Origin of the sequence: Rhizobacter sp. (genome assembly GCF_046595475.1) — a bacterium.
Classification (GTDB): domain Bacteria; phylum Pseudomonadota; class Gammaproteobacteria; order Burkholderiales; family Burkholderiaceae_C; genus Rhizobacter.
In genome coordinates this window covers 33,875-52,906 of the sequence record NZ_JBKJOQ010000085.1, presented here as the reverse complement: position 1 = coordinate 52,906, position 19,032 = coordinate 33,875, and the positions used below count along the sequence as shown (strand labels likewise).

Sequence of the window (19,032 nt, the reverse complement as noted above, 5' to 3'; positions counted from 1 at the left end):
GACTTCGGGCAGCTGTTAGAGCGCAGCGGCCGCAGGCCGCGTAGCGAGTTCTGCCCGACCCGCAAAGCCCGAGCAGCGCAAGGCAGCCCTCGCGCAGCGTGGGCCGAGTCGGCAGGGTCGCTTTCTTTCCCCCCTTTCCTTGTCGACACAAAGAAAGGGGGTCGGCCGCCGGGCCGAACTCCCGGCGCGGCATCTCGCAGAGAGAAACCCTCGCAAGGTAAAGCACGAACAACCGAGCAGGCCTTCGATACCTCAGGCTGAGCCGTCTGTGATGTGCGATCCATCAATGCTCCGTCCCGAGATAGGCGGCACGCACCGCCGGACTCGCCTGCACCTCCGCCGGCGTGCCCTCGATCAACTTGGTGCCGAATTCCATCACCACGATCCGGTCGGTGACCTCCATCACGAGATCCATGTCGTGCTCAACGAGCAAGATCGACAAGCCCTCGCCGCGCAACTGCCGCAACACCCCCATCAGCGCGTGCTTCTCCTTGTGCCGCAACCCCGCCGCCGGCTCATCGAGCAACAACAACGCAGGGTCAGCGCACAAGGCGCGCGCGATCTCCATCAGGCGCTGCTGGCCCAGTGCCAGATTGCCCGCCTGCTCATGCACATGCTCGGCCATGCCGATGCGCTTGAGCTGCCGCTCGGCCTCGCGCAAGAGGCTGCGCTCTTCAGCGCGGTCCAGGCGCAGCATGGCCGCAGCCGCCCCGCGCCTGCCGCGCAGGTGCGCCCCCAGCGCCACGTTTTCCAGCACCGTCATGCCGGGGATCATCTTCACGTGCTGGAAGGTGCGCGACACCCCGCGACGCGCAATGCGCCGCGACGCCAGTCCGTCTATGCGCTCACCGCGAAACTTCACCTCGCCGCGCGTGGCCGGCAGCACGCCGGTGACGAGATTGAATGTGGTCGACTTGCCCGCTCCATTCGGCCCGATCAGGCCCAGAATTTCGCCGGCCCGAACCTGGAAGCTCACGTCGTTCACGGCCACCAGGCCACCGAACTCCTTGCGCACCGCGTGCACGTCGAGCACCACCTCGCCCTTGGGCGGGCGGCCGCGCTCCATGAGCGCAGCGGCGTCAGCCCAATCAACCTTGCGCCGCAACGGCGGCAAGCGGGCCTCGATGAACGCCCACACGCCGTCGCGCGCGTGGTGCAGCACCAGCACCAGCACGACGCCGAACACGATGATTTCGTAGTTGCCGCTGCTGCCCATCAGGCGCGGCAGCCAGTCTTGCAACTGGTCTTCGAGCAGCTTGACCACGCCCGCGCCGACGATGGCGCCCCACACATGACCTACGCCACCCAGCACCGCCATGAAGAGGTATTCAATGCCCATCTTCAAACCGAAGGGCGACGGGTTCACCGTGCGCTGGAAGTGCGCAAACAGCCAACCCGAGATGCTGGCCAGCAGCGCTGCGAGCACAAAAGCGGTGACCTTCACGCGGAAGGTGTCGACGCCCATGGCCTCGGCCATGGTGGTGCCGCCCTTCACGGCGCGCAGCGCGCGGCCCACGCGGGAGTCGAGCAGATGGGTGGCGGCGAGCGCGGCCAGCAGCACGATCACCCACAGCAAGTAGTAAAAGCTGCGGCCTGACTTGAGCTCAGTGCCAAAGAAGCTGATCGCGGGAATGCCCAGAAGGCCGTCGTATTTGCCCAGGCCGTCGATGTTGCCCAGCAGGTAGTACAGGCTCAAGCCCCAGGCGATGGTGGCCAGCGGCAGGTAGTGGCCCGACATGCGCAGCGTGACCCAGCCCAGCACCAGCGCGAACACGCCGGTGATCGCGAGGCCTATCCACACCGTGAGCCACGGCGACACGCCGTGCACCGTTGCGAAATACGCTGCGGTGTACGCGCCCATGCCGACGAACGCGGCCTGGCCGAACGAGGTGAGCCCGGCCACGCCGGTGAGCAGCACCAACCCGATGACGACCAGCGCGTAGAGGCCGATGTAGTTGGCTTGGGTGATCCAGAACTCGGGCACCGGCAGCATGGGCATCAGGCCCAGCGCCACAACAAAGGCGATAAGGAAAGCGCGACGCGTGGTCATGCTTCGTCGTCGTGCTGGCCGTGTTGGAAGCTTTTCCACAGCAGCACGGGAATGATGGCCGTGAACACGATCACTTCCTTGAATGCACTGGCCCAGAACGAGCCGAAGCTCTCCAGCAAGCCGACAAAGAGCGCGCCCAGCGCGGCGGCCGGGTAGCTCGCGAGGCCACCGAAGATGGCGGCCACAAAGCCCTTGAGGCCGATCAGAAAGCCGGAGTCGTAAAACACCGTGGCGCTGGGCCCGATCAGCAGGCCCGACAACGCCCCCATGAAGGCCGCCAGCCCCAGGGTGAGCTTGCCCGCGCCCGAGGTCGAGATGCCCATCAACCGCGCGCCCAGGCGGTTGACCGCGGTGGCGCGCAGGGCCTTGCCGCGCAGCGTGCGCTCGAAGAACACGAACAGGCTCGCCATCAGCAACACCGTGGCGGCAAAGATGATGATGGTCTGGCCGGTGAGCGTGATGGCGCCGATCTGGAAGCGCACGTCCCAGAAGCTCGGGTTGCGAAAGCCCTCGGCGCCGAAGAACACCAGGCCCAAGCCGGTGAGCGCGAAGTGCACCCCGACCGACACAATGAGCAGCACCAGCACGCTCGCATCGGCCACCTTTTCGTAGGCCAACCGGTAGATCAACGGCCCAAGCGGCGTGACGATGGCCAGCGTGAAGAGGCTTTGCGCCCACAGCGGCCAAGCGCGCGGACCGCCGAACCAGGCCACGACGAACACCGCCACCGGCACCGCCAAAGTCTTCAGCGCGCCCACCGCAATCACCCTGCCCGACGGGCCGCGCCGAACGCCTTCGAACACATCAAGCAGCACCACCAGCAGCGCCACCACCAGCAGCAGCCACACCGTGCCGGGCAGGTCACCGTGAAGTTGCCAAAACGTGCCCACCGGGTTGCCGCCTTGCAGCATGGCAAGCGTGATCGCACCATAGGCCACGAACTCGCCTTGCGCGATGAAGATGACCCGCGTGACGGCAAACACCAGCACGGTGGCCAGGGCCAGCAACGCATAGATGGCGCCGTTGGTCAGGCCGTCTAGCGTGAGGATGCTGGCAATGGAGAAGTCCATAGGAAGGAGGAGTTGCGGCCTGAGTTGCCCTGCTCCGTGCGCCCTGAGGCCGTCGAAGGGCCCAGGCGCATTGCGCCAGGCTTCGACAGGCTCAGGGCGACCGGCACAGGTGGGAGGAGACCCGAGTTACTGCTCTACCTTCCAGTCACCGTTGACGACTTTGAGGACCACGCCCGTCTCGGTCGTGAAGCCCCAGTGGTTGTCTTTCGAGTAGGTGAGCACCCCCTGCGAGAGCACGGTGCGGCCCATGTTTTCGGTGGCGTCACGCAGCGCACTGCGGAAGGCTTGCGTGCCCGGCTTGCCGGCCTTGAGGGCCACCGGAATGGTCTTTTCCATCACCAGCCAGGCGTCATAGGCGTGCGCACCAAACTGGTTGCGGCTGCCCGGGCCGTAGGCCTTCTCGTACTTCGCCACGAAGTCGAGTGCGAGCGCTTTGGAGGGGTGCGCATCGGGCAGCTGCTCAGGCGCTACGGCCGGGCCCGCGACGACGAAGGAGCCCTCAACGTCTTTGCCACCGATGCGCATCAGGTCGCGCGACGCAGCGGCATGGGTCTGGTAGATCGTGCCCTTGTAGCCGCGCTCGATCAGCCCCTTGTGCGGCATGGCCGCGCCGCTGCCCGAGGCCACCACCAAGATGGCCGGCGGGTTGGCCGACACGAGCTTCAAGGCTTGCGCCGTCACGCTGGTGTCGGGGCGTGCAAAGCGCTCCACCGCCACGATCTGGGGGCCGTTCATCTTGGCCGACTCGGCCTTGAAGTCATTCAGCCAGCCTTCGCCGTAGGCATCGGTGTAGCCGAGGAAGCCGATGGTCTTGATGCCATGCTTGTTCATGTGCTCGATGAGCGCATGCGCCATCACGGCGTTGCTTTGCGGCAGGCGAAAGGCCCAGTGATCCTTGCCTGCGGGCAGCGCGGCGGGCGACATCATCAGCTGCTCGGTCTGCGCTTCCGCCAGCACACCGGCCATGGCAATGGCCACCGGCGTGGCGGCCGAGCCGATCACGATGTCGGCCTTGTCTTCGGTGACGAACTTCTTGGCGTTGGTCACGCCCTTGGTGGGGTCGCCGCCGTCATCGAGCACGATCACGTTGAGTTTCTCACCGGCAAGGGTGCTCGGCCACAGCTTGATGTAGTTGTTGACCGGGATGCCCAGGCCCGAGGCCGGGCCGGTGAGCGGCAGGCTCACGCCGATGGTGATGTCGGCCTGCGCGGCACTTGCCATGCACAGGGCTGTTACGGCGAAGGCGAAGGGTTTGAAAAGTGCTTTCATGCTTCTGTGTCTCCTGCTGATTGAAAAGGAACGGGGGCTTGCTCAGCGCGCTGCCATGCGCAAGGCGCCGTCGAGACGGATCACCTCGCCGTTGAGCGACAGGTTTTCAACGATGCTGGCCGCAAGATGGCCAAACTCTTCGGGCTTGCCCAGGCGCTTGGGGAAGGGGATGCTCGCCGCCAAAGAGTCTTGCACCGCCTGGGGCAGCTCGGCCAGAAGCGGCGTGAGAAACAGGCCCGGTGCGATGGTGCAGACGCGCACGCCGAATTGCGCCAGGTCGCGCGCCAGCGGCAGCGTCATCGCAGCCAGGCCGCCCTTGGAGGCCGAGTACGCCTCTTGCCCCACTTGCCCGTCGAAGGCAGCGGCCGAGGCGGTGTTGACGATGACGCCGCGCTCGCCGTCTTCCAAGGGCTCCAGCTTCACGATGCGCGCCGCTGCAAGGCGGATCACGTTGTAGGTGCCGATCAGGTTGACGCGAATCACGCGCTCGAAGTCTTCGAGCGGCGCGGGCGAGCCGTCTTTTTGCACCACGCGCTTGGCAGTGCCGATGCCGGCGATGTTCATCACGATGCGCGCCGGGCCGTGCGCCGCTTCGGCCGCGTCGAGCGCGGCGATGACGGAAGCGGTGTCGGTGATGTCGCACTTGAGCGCCATGCCACCAATCTCGGTGGCCACCTTCTGCGCGAGCTCGAGGTTGATGTCGAGCACGGCGACCTTGGCGCCGCGGCGCGCCAGTTCGCGTGCGGTGGCGGCGCCTAGGCCAGAGGCCCCGCCGGTGACGAGGGCTGCTTGGGATGTGATCTTCATGATGGTTTGGGTGTGTTCACCTCAGCGATCGCCCTGAGCTTGTCGAAGGTGGGTGTGGAGGCCATGGGAATTAAACGTAGCCAGCCGTCAAGCGGCGTCAGGGTTTTCAATCAACATGGCAATGCCCTGCCCGCCGCCGACACAGGCCGACGAGATGCCGTAGCGCAAACCACTCTCGCGCAGCTGGCGGGCCACGGTGATGGTGAGGCGCACGCCAGTGGCAGCCAGCGGATGGCCCAGCGCAATGGCGCCGCCGTGCACGTTGAGCTGGTCTTGATCCAGGCCGAGCTCTTTGGCGACCGCCAGCGTCTGCGCGCCTTGCGCTTCGTTGATCTCGAAGCGGCCAATGTCAGACAGCTTCAGGCCGCTGCGCTCCAGCAAGAGGCGAATGGCCGGCGCCGGGCCTATGCCCATGATCTCGGGCGGCACGCCGACCGCGGCGGCGGCGAGCACGCGGGCAAGCGGTTTGTGCCCGCTCTTTTTTTGGTGCGCCTTCACAAAGGCACCGCTGGCGACCACCGCCGCTGCACCCCCATCCACCAGCGCGGAGCTGTTGCCCCCGGTTTGCACGCCGCCCGGGTAGACCGAGCGCAGCTTGGCCAGCACCTCCACCGGCGAGGCGCGCACGTGGGTGTCATGGGCCACGCGGGTCACCTTGCGTGGCAGCTCCAACTTGCGCGGCTCGTAGCCGGCCAGCTCGAAAGTCTCGGTGCTCACCGGCGTGATCTCACCATCGAAGTACCCCGCCGCCTGCGCCGCCACGGCGCGCTCGAACGAGCGTGAAGCGTAGGCGTCAACCTCGGCGCGGGTGATGCCATATTTCTTGGCCAGGTTTTCGGCCGTCTGGATCATGGTGATGTTGGGCGCGGGGTCGATCAACGCTTCCCACAGGAAGTCTTTGAACTCGACCGGGGCGCCCAGCTTGAAGCCGGTGCGGTGGGTGAAGGCGGCGACGGGGTTGCGCGTCATCGACTCGGCGCCGACGACGAGCGCCGCGTCGCAATAGCCACGCTCGATCTGCTCGCCAGCTTGGCGAAAGAGCTCGAAGCCGGTGCCGCAGATGCGCTGCACCATGATGGCTGGCACCTCGGTGGGCACGCCGGCGTACAGGCCCACGAGGCGCGGGAACATGAACTGGAAGAAATCGCTGGGCGCCATGTTGCCGGCGATCACCGAGCCGATGTCAGCCGCCGGCACGCCACTGCGCTTGAGCACCTCGCGTGCGACCTTGATGCCCAGGTCGGTGGCGCTCACGCCACCCAGATCGCCACAGTAGTCGACCATGGGCGTGCGCAGGCCGTCGACGATCCAGATGTCGTCGAAGCCGCCGAAGAATCCTTTGGTCGCCATGGAATCCTTTCGCCTAACCCTGCGTTCGCCCGAATGGAAGAAGGGAAGTTGTCATGCGCTTGCCCGCGGAAGGATCAAGCCCTCCACGCTGCCGTCATAAAGCGCATCCACCAAGCCCGCCCGGTGCGTCAACACCGCGCGTTGGTTGATCGAGTTCTTGTCGGTGACCTCGCCCTTGTCGATGGACGGGGGCGCGCTCATCACGTGCAGCCGCGCCACGCGGTTGGCGCTGCCGGTGCCGGCTTGCCACAGCTGGTCGGCGAGTGACTGGAAGAAGGCGCGCACGGCTTCGTGGCGCAGCACCTCGCCCACGGGCAGCGAATCGCCCAGGCCGGCGAGGCGGCGGCACTCTTCCACGCGCGGGAAGACAAGCGCCCCCACCTCGTCGCGGTTGAGCCCGGTGATGACCACGTCTTGCACCAGCGGCGCGCCCAGCGCGACGATGCGCGCCTTCAGCGGCCCCACGCTCACGAAGGTGGCAGTTGCCAGCTTGAAGTCTTCGGCGATGCGGCCGTCAAACATCAAGCCCTTGTGGTGGTCTTGCGGGTCGACCCAGGTCACCGCGTCGCCGGTGCGGTAGTAGCCTTCTTCGTCGAAGGCCAGCGCCGTTTGCTCGGGGTTACGCCAGTAGCCAGGCGTGACGTTGGGGCCGCGAAAGCGCACCTCGGTCTTGCCGCCCGTCTCGTCACTCGCCTGGTCACCTTGAGGCACCAGCTTCACCTCGACCCCCGGGCAGGGCAGGCCGATGTAGCCTGCGCGCGCGTCTGTGCCCAGCACGAAGGTGCACGAAGGCGCGGTCTCGGTCATGCCCAGCCCGCCAATGATGCGGATGCGCTCACCCACCGTGGCTTCGGCGTGCTGGTCGATCAGGTTCCATGAGGCTTGCGAGAGGCCGGCACCGCCGCACATGAAAGCCTGCACGCGCTTGAAGAGCGACTCGCGCAGCGCGGCGTCGGTGTTCATTGCCGCCGCAATTTCATCGAAGCCCTTGGGCACATTGAAATAGACCGTGGGCTGGATCTCGCGCAGGTTGCGCAGCGTCTCGGCGATGCCCTTGGCCGTGGGCTTGCCGTCGTCGATGTAGAGCGTGCCGCCGTTGTAGAGCGTGATGCCGACGTTGTGGTTGCCGCCGAAGGTGTGGTTCCAGGGCAGCCAGTCGACCAGCACCGGCGGCTCCTCGGCCAGGAAGGCCATGCACTGGCGCAGCATCTGCTGGTTGGCGCACCACATGCGCTGGGTCACCACCACGCCCTTGGGGTTCTGGGTGGAGCCCGAGGTGAACATGAACTTGGCAATGGTGTCGGCGTTCACGAGCGCATGCGCCGCCGCACCGCTGGCGGCCGGCGGCGTGTCGAGCAGCGCGCTGAAACGCGTGGTCTTGCGGCCTTCGATCTCACCTTCGGTGAGCACCACTTCGACATCGGCACCCACACACGCCTGGACGGCGCGCGCATACGCCGCGCCGTGGCTTGCGAACACCAGACCGGGTTTGAGCGTGTCGACGATGCGCTTGAGCTTGCCGTAGTCTTGCGCCACAACCGAGTAGGCCGACGAGAGGGTGGCGTGCGGCACGCCCACCCACAGCGCGCCCATCACGAGCGTGAGGTGCTCCAGGTCGTTGTCGGACAAGATGACCACCGGGCGCTCGGCCGACAGGCCTCGGCTGACCAGCGCCTGGCCCACGGCCTGGGCACGCAGCAGCATCTCGGCGTAGCTGACGCAACGCCAATCGCCGCCGTGGTGCCGCTTGGCGACAAAGGTGCGGTCGGGCACCTGCTGCGCCCATTGCACCAGCCGGTCCGTGATGCGCACCGGGTACGCGCCCAGCGGCTCGGTGGAGCGCAAGACCTTGATGCCATCGCCACGCACTTCGAGCGCGGCATGAATCGCCCCGCCGATGGTTGCGTTGCGATATTTGGCCCTCACGACTTCACCACCTTCCCCGCGCGCCCTTCCAGGAAGGCGCGCAAACGGTCTTTCGCGTCGGGCGTGCTTTCAGCCACCGCCGCCATCAGCGATTCGGTGAACAGGCCATCGGACTGCGACTGGTCGGCAATGCGCGGCAGCGCATGGGTCACGGCGTAGTTGGACAGCGGCGCGTTTTGCGCGATGCGCTGGGCCAGCTCATAAGCTTTGGCAAACCCCTGGCCCTCAGGCACCACGTATTGCACCAGTCCGGCAGCCAGGCCTTCTTGCGCGTCGTACACGCGGCCGGTGAGCATCATGTCGCTCATGCGCGCCACGCCCATCAAACGCGGAATGCGTGCCGAGCCACCACCCCCGACAAAGAGCCCGCGCTGGCCTTCGGGCAAGCCGAAGTAGGCCGAGGCTTCAGCCACACGGATGTGCGTGGACGATGCCAGCTCCAGCCCGCCGCCCACGACCGCGCCTTGCAGCACGCACACCACCGGCACCGAGCCGAACTGCAGCTGGTCAAACGCCGCATGCCACATGCGCGAGTGCAGCACGCCCTCGCCCACGTCACGCTCCACCAGCTCAGACAAGTCGAGCCCGGCGCAAAAGTGGTCGCCCTCACCGCTGACGATGGCCGCCTTGGCCCCCGCCGGCAAGTTGACAAAGGCGGTGTGCAACTGCTGAATCAGTGCATCGGAAATGGCGTTGCGCTTGGCCGGTCGCGCCAGCCGCACATGCACCACCGCACCCGCTTGGCTGATCTGCAAGAGGTCTAGCGTGGACAGCAGGCCGGTAGCGGGTTGGAAATCAGTGCTCATTGCGGCGCGATCATGTGGCTGAACGACCCAATTAGTTAAAACAAACAACTACTTTTGTTGCCGAAATCATAGGAGACCGCCATCTCTCTCGCAAGTTTCTCATTGGCAAAGACTCTAAGTATTTACCCTGGATCAGCAGCGGCATTTAGTTCAATATCATAAATACTTAGCGCTTTCTCCTGCGAGGCACCATGAGCAAACTGTTAGACGCCAAGGCCGTGGCCGGCTTGATCCCCGACGGCTCGACGATCTGGCTCGGGGGCCTGGCGATGATGGGTTTCGCCGAAGAGATCGCCAAGGCGCTAGAAGCCTCGTTCCTGGCCACCGGCAAGCCACGCAACCTGACCACCTGGGCCTCGGGCGCCATCGGCAACGGCCGTGACGGCGGCATGGTGCATTTCGCCCACCCCGGCATGCTCAAACGCATGATTGCCGGCCACTACGGCCAGTGCGGCGCCAAGCTGATGGCGATGGTGATGGCGGGCGAGATCGAGGCCTATAACTTCCCGCAGGGCACGCTGGCCAACCTGCCGCGCGAGATTGCGGCGCGCACGCCGGGCCTGTTGACCAAGGTGGGCCTGGGCACCTTTGTCGACCCGCGCATCGAGGGCGGCAAGATGAACTCGGCCACCACCGAGAGCCTCAACCAGGTGGTCACCTTCGCCGGCGAAGAGTGGCTGTACTACCCGCCGCCCAAGGTCAACGTCGCCTTCATACGCGCCACGCTGGCCGACGAGCGCGGCAACCTCTCGATGGACAAAGAAGGCGTGCTCTTAGAGACGCTGTCGGTGGCGCAGGCCGTGAAGGCCAACGGCGGCATCGTGATCGCCCAGGTCGAGCGCATCGTGAAGGCCGGCTCGCTGCACCCCAAGTCGGTGAAGGTGCCGGGCCTGGTGGTTGACCACCTCGTGCTCAGCCAACCCGAGAACCACATGCAAACCATCAGCACGCAGTACAACCCGGCCTTGTCGGGCGACGTCCGCGTGCCCGTGGGTGGCTTAAAGCCCATGCCGCTCGATGCGCGCAAGGTGATCGCGCGCCGCGCCGCGGCGGAGCTCACGCGCGGCGCAGTGGTCAACCTCGGCATCGGCGTGCCGGCGGGTGTGCCGGCGGTGGCGCATGAAGAAGGCCTGGGTGATGCCTTCGAGCTGAGCGTGGAGAGCGGTGTGAACGGTGGCGTGCCGCAGATGGGCGGCGACTTCGCGCTCTCGCTCAATGCCGAGTCGATCATCGAGCAGCCGCTGCAGTTCAACTTCTATGACGGCGGCGGCATAGACGTGAGCTGTTTGGGCCTGGCCCAGGCCGACGCCAGCGGCAATGTGAACGTGAGCAAGTTCAGCGGCCGGCCGGTGGGTTGCGGCGGTTTCATCAACATCACGCAGAGCGCGAAGGCGCTGGTGTTTTGCGGCACCTTCACCGCCGACGGGCAGGAGCTTTCCATCGGCGACGGCCAGTTGAAGATCGTGAAGGAAGGCGCGGTGAAGAAGTTCATCGCTCAGGTGGAGCAGACCACCTTCAATGGCCAGGAGTCGGTGCAGCGCCCGCAGCAGGTCATGTTTGTCACTGAGCGCGCCGTCTTCAAGCTGGGCGCCCAGGGGCTTGAGCTGATCGAGATCGCACCCGGCATCGACCTGGAGCGCGACGTGCTCGCGCAAATGGACTTCAAGCCCGTGATGAACAAGGTGCGCCTGATGGACGCAGGCCTGTTCTCGCAGACCTGGGGCGGGCTTGCGGCGGCGATGGGCCCAGCCCACCGCTGAAGGCGCTCGCCCCCAAAGGGGTGAAGCGCGGCACCGCGCCTAGCCCTCGTCGGCCGAGGTCACAACGCGATTTCGACCACGCCGTTTGGCCTCGTAAAGGGCTGCATCGGCTGTCTCGATGAAGGCGCCGGCGGTGGCGTCGTCGACGGGCACGGTTGAGGTCACGCCCGCGCTGATGGTCACCGTCCCCAACGTGGCCTTCAGATGCGGCTCCATCAGCGCCTCGACCTCGGCGCGCACACGCTCGGCCACCAGGCAGGTGCTGGCCAGATCGGTGTTGGGCAACAGAATGACAAACTCCTCGCCGCCATAACGGGCCACCAGGTCGCTGCCACCGCGGCGCCCCGTGGCCAGCTTGCCGGCGACACGTTGCAAGCAGGTGTCGCCACCTTGGTGCCCATAGTGGTCGTTGTAGAGCTTGAAAAAATCGATGTCGATGATGGCCAGGCCCAGCGGTGTGCCGGTGCGCTTGGCGCGCTGCCATTCGGCGTCCAGGGCTTCGTTGAAGCGGCGGCGATTGGCCAGGCCCGTCAGGGCATCGGTATGGCTGAGCTGCTCCAGGCGCTGATTGGCCTCTTCCAGCGCGGCCGTGCGTTCCGCCACCTTTCGCTCCAAAGACGCATAGAGCAAGGCGTTGTCCAGCGACACCGACAACTGCCCGGCAATGAGCGTGATCGCGTCCAGCCTGTCGGCAGTGAACGCAGCCCGGCGCAAGCGGTTTTCGAGCATCAACATCGCGCTGAGCTTGCCCTGGTTGAACACCGGGGCCAGCAGCAGTGAACAAGACTCGAGCTTGGCGATGTACGGGTCGCTCGCGAAGCGGTCATCTTGTGTGGCATCGTCGATCAGCAAGACCTCGGCCGTTCGCTCGGCATAACGGAACACTGACAACGGCAGCTCGCCGCGTGCGCCCGCCTGCTCTACCGTGACGGGCTCGGCACCGCCCCCCATGGACACCGACATGAACCAGTCTGCTGTGGCCTCGGGGCGCACCAGCAGTTGCACGCCGGTGGCGCCTGTCATCGAGCCCAGCACCTTGCCGACCTGGTCGGTCAGTCGCGCCAGGCTGGTCTCGGAGCTGAGCGCCTGAGACGCCCGCAACACCGCCATCATGTCCACCACATCGGTCGAGACGATGGTGCTGCGCGAATGGCCCTCGACGCGGCGCAGGTTGGAGCCGCTGCGCAAGAACGCATGTGTGCGGCGCATCTCGCTGGCCTTGCCGGTGGCGCCCCATGCTTCATACAACTCGCAGGCGCCGCGCATCCATTCGCGACCGGTTTTTTCCATGCCATGGGCCAAGTGGAAAAGTGCGGCGCGCTCGGTGATCAGGGCGCGGTGCCAGGGGCGCGTGCGAAGCGCTGACGCTTGCATCGCCATGTCGAAGGCATCACCCGCTGCCCAGGTCTTGCCAGCCGCCCAGGCCCGCTCCGCCTCGACCCAGCGCTGCAGGTGCAGGTAGTTCTCCGGCGCGTCGGCGGCGCGCAAGGTGAGCCAGCCCAGGCAGGTGGTGTCCAGCTCTCGCAACAAGGGCTCACGCTCTTCCAGCGGCAGGCCGCGGGCTTGGTCCGCGAGGGCGACAGCCTGCAGCACCCGGGCCAGCGCCGTGAGGTAGTAGCCGGGCGTGCGCGCTAGCAAAGGCATGGCCAAACCGGCGTGGCGTGCCCATGCTGCGCTGTCGCCAAAAATGGCTGCGCAGACGGTGCGCACGATGTGATAGGTGGCCGCGGTGGTGCCGGGCCCGCCCAGGTTTTCCGCGTACGCGACTTCGTCGAAACCCTCGTCGCTGAAGCCGCCGGCCGCGGTCGTTTCTCCGCGCATGGCACGGATCAGCTGGCGGCGCGGGCGGTAGCGCTGCAACACATCCACGTTGCCCGTGCGGGCGGCAAAAGCCAGGCCCTCTTCCACTTCCGCGCTTGCTGCATCCAGTGTGGCGCCACAGTCGAACAGCAAGTCGCCGGCGAGATAGGTGTAGGAGGCAAATGGAAAGTCCCCCGCGCGCATCAGATCCGCCCGCGCCCGGCGGCTGGAATGCACCACACTTTCGATCGGCTCCACCCAGTGGCCCGCCGCGGTGCCGAAATTGCAGCGCGCCACGGAGGTTCCGGGCTCGAAGCCACGGGCCTCCCCGACCGACACCACGTGGTGAGCGACTTCGTAGGCACCGCGGTAGTCCTGCGGAGCGCCCACCAGCAAGAAGTGCGTCGAACCCACACTGGGCATCAGTTCCGCGCAGGGGCCGTGTTCGATCCAAAGGCGGTGGGCTTCCAGCGCGACCCACGCAAACGTGGGCGGGTCACAAAAGAAGGCGGCGTTGGCGGTCTTGATGAGGAACTTGGCGCAGGCCAGTACCCGCGGGTCTTCCACCGCCGGGCGATGAAAGTCGTTCTGCTTGTCGTCGGCTCGATACCAGCTGATCAGGCGCTGAATCCCGGCCCCTAGGGTCGGGCCGGGATCGACAGGCTTGGGAAGCCCGAGATCGGTCAGCAGTTGCAGGCCCATCGCCATCGACTCGGGGTAGCGACGGCGGTTGAGCAGGCTGCTGATTTGTACGCCCGCAGCGTCGACCAGGTCGAAAGGGTTTTCGGCGCGCGCCCGCATGGACGCATACACGGCATCGCCTTCGTCGAGCCGGCCCAGGCTGTAGAGCGCCTTGTGCTGCTCCGCTTCGAGCAAGGCCAGCTGGCGGGCATCGGCCGGGGTCTCGACGGCCTTGAGCAAGCGAATGGCCGCGGCCAGGAAGCGCTCGGCCACCCCATAGTTCAGGCCGCGCAAACGGGCCGCGGCGTGCTGAAAGTATCCGACCACCTCGCGGCGTTCGGCTTCGTCGGCGGCAGCTTCCAGGGCATCCAGCGCGGGCAGGTATTGCTCCGCCGCAGCCGTCACCAGCTCGGGGCTGCCCACCAGGCGGCGGGCCAGGGCAAGGTGCAGACGGCTGCGATGTGCGGGGTCCATGCCCTTGAACACCGCTTCTTGCACTCGGTCGTGCCTGAAACGCAAAAGGGTTTCGTTGCCCTGTTCGGTGACCAGCAAGCCATCTTCAAGAGAGGGCGCCAACTGCTGGCGCAAGTCGTCGGCGGTCGAGCCGCTGGCCAGCGCCAAGGTGTCGGGGTGGACTTCGCCGCCCAGGCAGGCCATCACATCCAGCAAGGCCTTCGCCGACTCCGGCAACTTGGCGACCCGTCGACCCAGCAGTTCCACCACGCTGGACTCACCAACGTATCGGCGCAGCGCCCGCGCGTCCCACTCCCACGCACCATGGCGTGCCACCAGCAAATCGTCCTGGCGCAAGGCGTTGATCAGCTCCACCGTGTCGTAGGGGTTGCCCTCAGAGCGGTCGTGCAGCGCGGCGGCAAGGTCGCTCGCGGCTTGCATGGGCAGGCGCAGCATGTGCCCGATCAGGGTGCTGGCATCTGCCGGCGGCAGGTTGTTCAGCAGCACCTGAGGCGGCGCCATGCCCAGCTCCTTCCAGCGCGTCATGAGCACGCACAAAGCGTGAGCAGCATCGACTTCGTTGGTTCGGTAGGCCGCCACCACCAAAAGGCCGGGAATGCGGTCACTGGCGGTGACGATGGCATCGATGAAGCGCAGCGTGATCCTTGGCGCCCACTGCACATCGTCATACACCATGACCACCGGCCGCTCGGGGCAGGCGATGCTGCGCAGCAGGTCCAGCGTGGACTGAATCATGCGCGCTTCGGCCTCGCGCGGGTCGTCCACCGTCACCTGCGGATGCTTGCCCAACAGCAACTGAAACTCCGGCAACAAAGACGGGCCGAAGCCCACGTTGCTGCCCAGCCCCTTGAGAATGCGCTCGCGGTGCTTCGCCAGCTGGTCTTCGGGCTCGGCCAGCAACAAGCGCCCCAAGCCGCGTAGCGCTTCGAGCGAGGCGGTAGGCGCATCTTGTCGGTACTGATCAAACTTGCCGGAAGCAAACCACCCGCGGCGGGCGGTGACCATCGGGCGCAATTCGTTCACCAGCGCGGTCTTGCCCACCCCCGGCGCGCCGCCCACAAGCAGGCAGGAGCCCGTGCCCTTGATCGCGCCAATGATGCTGCTCTGCAGGACGCTGCTCTCTGCGTCGCGGCCGATCAGCCGCGAGGGCGGCGTCAGCCGCAGCGCAAAGTCTTGCTGGCCCAGCACGAAGGGGGTGCTGTCCCCCGTGCGCAGGGCCTCTTGCACGCGGGCCAGGTCGAGTGCCAGCCCGTGCGCGCTTTGGTAGCGGTGGTCTGGCTCCTTTTCGAGCAGCCGCATGATGATGTCGGAGAAGACCTGCGGGATCTCGGGCTTGACGACGACTGGCGCCGAGGGCACCTGAACGAGGTGGTCGCGCACCAGCTCCAGCAAGTCATCGCCTGCAAACGGCTTGCGGCCAGTGGCCAGCTCATAGAGCGTGACGCCCAGCGAGTACAAGTCCGCTCGCGAATCGACGGCCTGCCCGGTGCGCCCCGTTTGCTCGGGCGACATGTAGGCGAGTGTTCCGGCAATGTGACTCTGGTGCGTGAAACCGGGCCGCTCTTCGGCCGCGCTGCTGGAGATGCTGAAGTCGATCAGCGTGGGGTGGTGCGCAGGGCCGCTGACCAGCACGTTGGATGGGTTGATGTCTTTGTGGACCACGCCGGCCCGGTGCACGTTGGCCAGAATCTCGGCCAGCGCGCAACCAAACCCCACGACCTCGGGCATGCTCAGTGGCGTGCTTTGGATGAGCTTCGACAGGGGTACGCCCCCGTCGTCGCGCATCACCAGCGTGTTGGCTGGCGTGTCGGCGTTCGCCAAGGGCTGCACCAGCTTGACGACGCCGTCCACCTTGGCGAGCCGCTCCAGGATGGCCGCCTCATGCCGGGCCTGCCGCAGTGCGTCTGCGCCCAGCGCGCGCTTGATGATGACAAAGGCGCAGGGAGGTTCGCGCCCGCCGGTCGAGCCCGAGACGCGCCGACGGGTGATCAAGGTCCGGTCGTTGCGATGGAGCACTTCGTCTGCTCCCGTCGCAACGTCCGTAGCGGCCACCGAAAGGGCGCGCATTACCGAGTCATCTACCGATCCCATTCCACTTCATCCTTTGCTGCACCGGCTCGCCCGTGGGCGGCTGTGTACACAAGCGTGCCCGTCCTCACATATCGGCAGGAAAGCGCGCCAGTTGAATGCTTTAGCGAAGTGGGCGGGGCCGGGTTGGCACCCCAGATTCAACAACCCGACCTGGGCGTGTCGGATATCACGGGGCGTCTGCCGCGCAGGCGATAAATGAGAACGAACTCGCGGGCGCGCCAGACTCACACCTTCGTGAAGACGACACTCATGGGGTCGGGCCCGGCCTGGTCGGAGGTGATCGACACCATCGTCAAGCTGCCGTTCAACCCCAGCCGATACCGAAACTCGCCCGTGCTATCGATCTGCCCTGCTGCGGTGTAGTAATCGGTGATGACGACCACGATCAGGGTGGTCGATGTGTCAGCTTGCACCACATAACGAGAGCGCACCTGGCCGGTGACCTGGGCTTTGGTGCTGTCGCTGTAAATGGTGCCGGTACCCAAGCTGCCAGCATCTCCGGCCCTCACCTGGGCCGCAAACACGACCGGCGCGGAGGTGTACCGCATGTATTCGTCGGCATCCGACGACCCCATCGGCATGTAGTTTGCGTCGAAGTAGTCCGTTGAGGATTCGTCGGTGACGAGGGAAGGGCCCGAGCCGCACATCAGATCGGCTGTGACCCGGGTCGTTGCCTGGTAGGCATTCACGCCTTCAAATGTGGTGGGGGTCACGGCGCCCGCTGCCAAGCTGACGGTACCCGTGCAATGGCCGGACGCGACGAAATTGTCGGTCGCTCCACTGACGATTCGAGCGGCGTAAGCCGCCTGCAACGGAAAGCTGGGGCGGGTGTCGGGGGTGTCTGCATTGCTGTCGCCGCCGCCGCCGCAGCCTGCCAAGGCCACCAGCACACACATCACCAGGGCCATTGAAGCCCGCAAGGAACGCGTCTTCATGGTCAATCTCTCCTTATAAAGTTTTTATAATAACGAAGTTACGTAGCACGGCCGTGCAAAGGCGTCAATGGCCTGCAGTCGCGATGGATTTCGCTCAAGCGGGCCTTCGAGATCGACATGCGGCCCGCCGGTGTGACGCGCGGCGGCTCCCGCGCCGCTAACCAATCATCACAAATGCGGCGACATGCGTCTGATATCGTTTTCACAGCCCACGGCCAAGGCAACGTGCGTCGCGCTCCAGAGCATTTCGCGTGCCTCTCCCATGTAACTCTGGTGGAGGGCACCGCTCGATGCGACTCATCCACTCATTCCACCAAGGACAACCTCATGCAAACGTTCTCACGTCACTTGACTGCCCTCGTTCTCGTCACGGCGAGCGCCCTCGCCGCCTACGGCAGCGCCCAAGCCGCAGGCGTGAATTACACCGTTGCCGAGCAATGGAACTCGGGTTTCAAGGCTGAGATGACGGTGGTGAACGACGGCAGCACCGCCCTCAATGGCTGGCGTCTGGAGTTCGACTACCCGTACGCGATCACGCAGCTCTGGAACGGCACCCTCGTTTCCAGAACCGGCAACCGCTACGTGGTGACAGGCCCCAACTGGGGCGCCAACATCGCGCCCAACAGCAGCTTTGCGTTCGGCTTCATCGGTGCTTCTAACGGCGCGCCGACCGACAAACCCAGCAGCTGCGTGCTCAGTGGCCAGCCTGTGACCACGGGTGTCTGCGCGGGTGGCTCGACCACGCCCAACCAAGCTCCCGTTGCGAGAGCCAATGGCCCCTACACCGCAACGGCCAACACGTCGCTGTCACTCAGCGCGGCAGGCTCGAGCGATGCCGATGGCAGCATCGTCGCCTACAACTGGAATTTCGGCGACGGCTCTGCCGCCAACACCACCAGCCCGCAGACCAGCCACACCTACGCCATGCAGGGCAGCTACAGCGCCAGGCTGACCGTCACCGACAACCGTGGCGCCACGGCGTCGGCCAGCGCCACCGTGACGGTCAACCCCGGCGGCGGAACAAACCCCGGCACCGGCACGCCTCTGGCCCGCAACGGGCAACTCAAGGTGTGCGGCACCCAGCTGTGCAATGCCGCCGGCAAGCAGGTGCAGTTGCGCGGCATGAGCGGCCACGGCCTGCAATGGTTTGCGCAGTGCTACAGCAATGCCGCCTTGGACGCTGCCGCCAAGGACTGGGGTGCAGACGTTTTCCGCCTGGCGATGTACGTGCAAGAGGGTGGCTATGAAACCGACCCAGCCGGCTACAAAACCCGCATCGACGGGCTGATCGAAGCTGCCAACCAGCGTGGCATGTACGCCTTGGTGGATTGGCACATCCTGAACCCCGGCAACCCACTCGCCAACCTCGACAAAGCCAAAGACTTCTTCGACTACATCTCGAAGAAGCACGGCGCGCGCAAAGGCATCATCTACGAGATTGCCAACGAGCCCAACGGCACCTCCTGGGCCGACATCAAAAGGTACGCCGAGCAGGTGATCCCGGTGATCCGCAACAACGACCCCGACGCGTTGATCCTGGTCGGCACGCGAGGCTGGTCGAGCCTGGGGGTGTCAGACGGCTCGGGCCCCGAGGAGATGATTGCATCGCCGGTCAACGCCTCGAACATCATGTACTCGTTCCACTTCTACTCGGCCTCGCACAAGGAGGCGTACCTTGACGCATTGAGCCGCAGCGTGGGCAAGCTGCCGCTGTTCGTCACCGAGTTCGGCACGCAAACTTTCTCGGGCGACGGCGCCAACGATTTCGTCAGCGGCCAGAAGTACATCGACTTCTTCAAGACCCACAAGATCAGCTGGGTGAACTGGAACTTTGCGGACGATTTCCGCAGCGGCTCGGTGTTCAACACCGGTTCATGCGCCAGCAACAAGTTCACCGGTTCGGCGCTGAAAGAGTCGGGCCGCTGGGTGCAAGAGCGTCTGCTTAACCCGCCTGACGACTTCTGACCACCTCGCCCCGCAGACGCGTTAGCTCTTCGTCTGCGGGGTTGAACC

Annotated in this window: 11 protein-coding genes; 2 read left to right on the top strand and 9 right to left on the bottom strand. The window is 65.7% G+C overall.

Translation table 11 applies throughout. From position 1 onward, the window contains the following. Positions 1-283: 283 nt before the first annotated feature. From AC30QB_RS15180 to AC30QB_RS15150, 7 genes are all read right to left on the bottom strand, one after another. Positions 284-2,050, bottom strand: coding sequence for a branched-chain amino acid ABC transporter ATP-binding protein/permease (locus tag AC30QB_RS15180; protein ID WP_489547076.1), 1,767 nt, complete (start codon positions 2,048-2,050; stop codon positions 284-286). After that, positions 2,047-3,120 (bottom strand): branched-chain amino acid ABC transporter permease, encoded by a 1,074-nt coding sequence (locus AC30QB_RS15175; RefSeq protein WP_489547075.1) that lies wholly within the window; start codon positions 3,118-3,120, stop codon positions 2,047-2,049. The genes AC30QB_RS15180 and AC30QB_RS15175 overlap by 4 nt, the downstream gene beginning before the upstream one ends. 126 nt (positions 3,121-3,246) lie before the next feature. After that, the gene (locus tag AC30QB_RS15170; protein WP_489547074.1) at positions 3,247-4,389 is read right to left on the bottom strand and encodes an ABC transporter substrate-binding protein; all 1,143 of its coding nucleotides are present in this window, start codon (positions 4,387-4,389) and stop codon (positions 3,247-3,249) included. A gap of 42 nt (positions 4,390-4,431) precedes the next feature. Beyond that, on the bottom strand, positions 4,432-5,196 hold the full coding sequence (locus tag AC30QB_RS15165) for an SDR family NAD(P)-dependent oxidoreductase (RefSeq protein ID WP_489547073.1): 765 nt from the start codon (positions 5,194-5,196) through the stop codon (positions 4,432-4,434). 87 nt (positions 5,197-5,283) lie between these two features. Next, positions 5,284-6,546 carry a thiolase family protein gene (locus AC30QB_RS15160; protein WP_489547072.1) on the bottom strand — a complete coding sequence of 421 codons (1,263 nt, stop codon included), beginning with the start codon at positions 6,544-6,546 and terminating at the stop codon, positions 5,284-5,286. Between the two features lie 51 nt (positions 6,547-6,597). Then, the gene (locus AC30QB_RS15155) at positions 6,598-8,472 is read right to left on the bottom strand and encodes a feruloyl-CoA synthase (RefSeq protein ID WP_489547071.1); all 1,875 of its coding nucleotides are present in this window, start codon (positions 8,470-8,472) and stop codon (positions 6,598-6,600) included. Then, positions 8,469-9,278 (bottom strand): crotonase/enoyl-CoA hydratase family protein, encoded by an 810-nt coding sequence (locus tag AC30QB_RS15150; RefSeq protein WP_489547070.1) that lies wholly within the window; start codon positions 9,276-9,278, stop codon positions 8,469-8,471. The genes AC30QB_RS15155 and AC30QB_RS15150 overlap by 4 nt, the downstream gene beginning before the upstream one ends. 191 nt (positions 9,279-9,469) lie before the next feature. Here AC30QB_RS15150 and AC30QB_RS15145 point away from each other — a divergent pair, with 191 nt between their 5' ends. Further along, entirely contained in the window at positions 9,470-11,038 is a 1,569-nt protein-coding gene (locus AC30QB_RS15145; protein ID WP_489547069.1) for an acyl CoA:acetate/3-ketoacid CoA transferase, read from the top strand. A 39-nt stretch (positions 11,039-11,077) separates the two neighbouring features. Here AC30QB_RS15145 and AC30QB_RS15140 read toward each other — a convergent pair whose 3' ends face one another. After that, on the bottom strand, positions 11,078-16,009 hold the full coding sequence (locus tag AC30QB_RS15140; protein WP_489547068.1) for a diguanylate cyclase: 4,932 nt from the start codon (positions 16,007-16,009) through the stop codon (positions 11,078-11,080). A 299-nt stretch (positions 16,010-16,308) separates the two neighbouring features. After that, positions 16,309-17,019: a hypothetical protein gene (locus tag AC30QB_RS15135; protein ID WP_489547067.1), complete on the bottom strand. Its 711-nt coding sequence runs from the start codon at positions 17,017-17,019 to the stop codon at positions 16,309-16,311. Between the two features lie 327 nt (positions 17,020-17,346). Between AC30QB_RS15135 and AC30QB_RS15130 the strand changes: the two genes are divergently transcribed. Then, positions 17,347-18,984 (top strand): cellulase family glycosylhydrolase, encoded by a 1,638-nt coding sequence (locus tag AC30QB_RS15130; protein WP_489547066.1) that lies wholly within the window; start codon positions 17,347-17,349, stop codon positions 18,982-18,984. Positions 18,985-19,032: the final 48 nt, after the last annotated feature.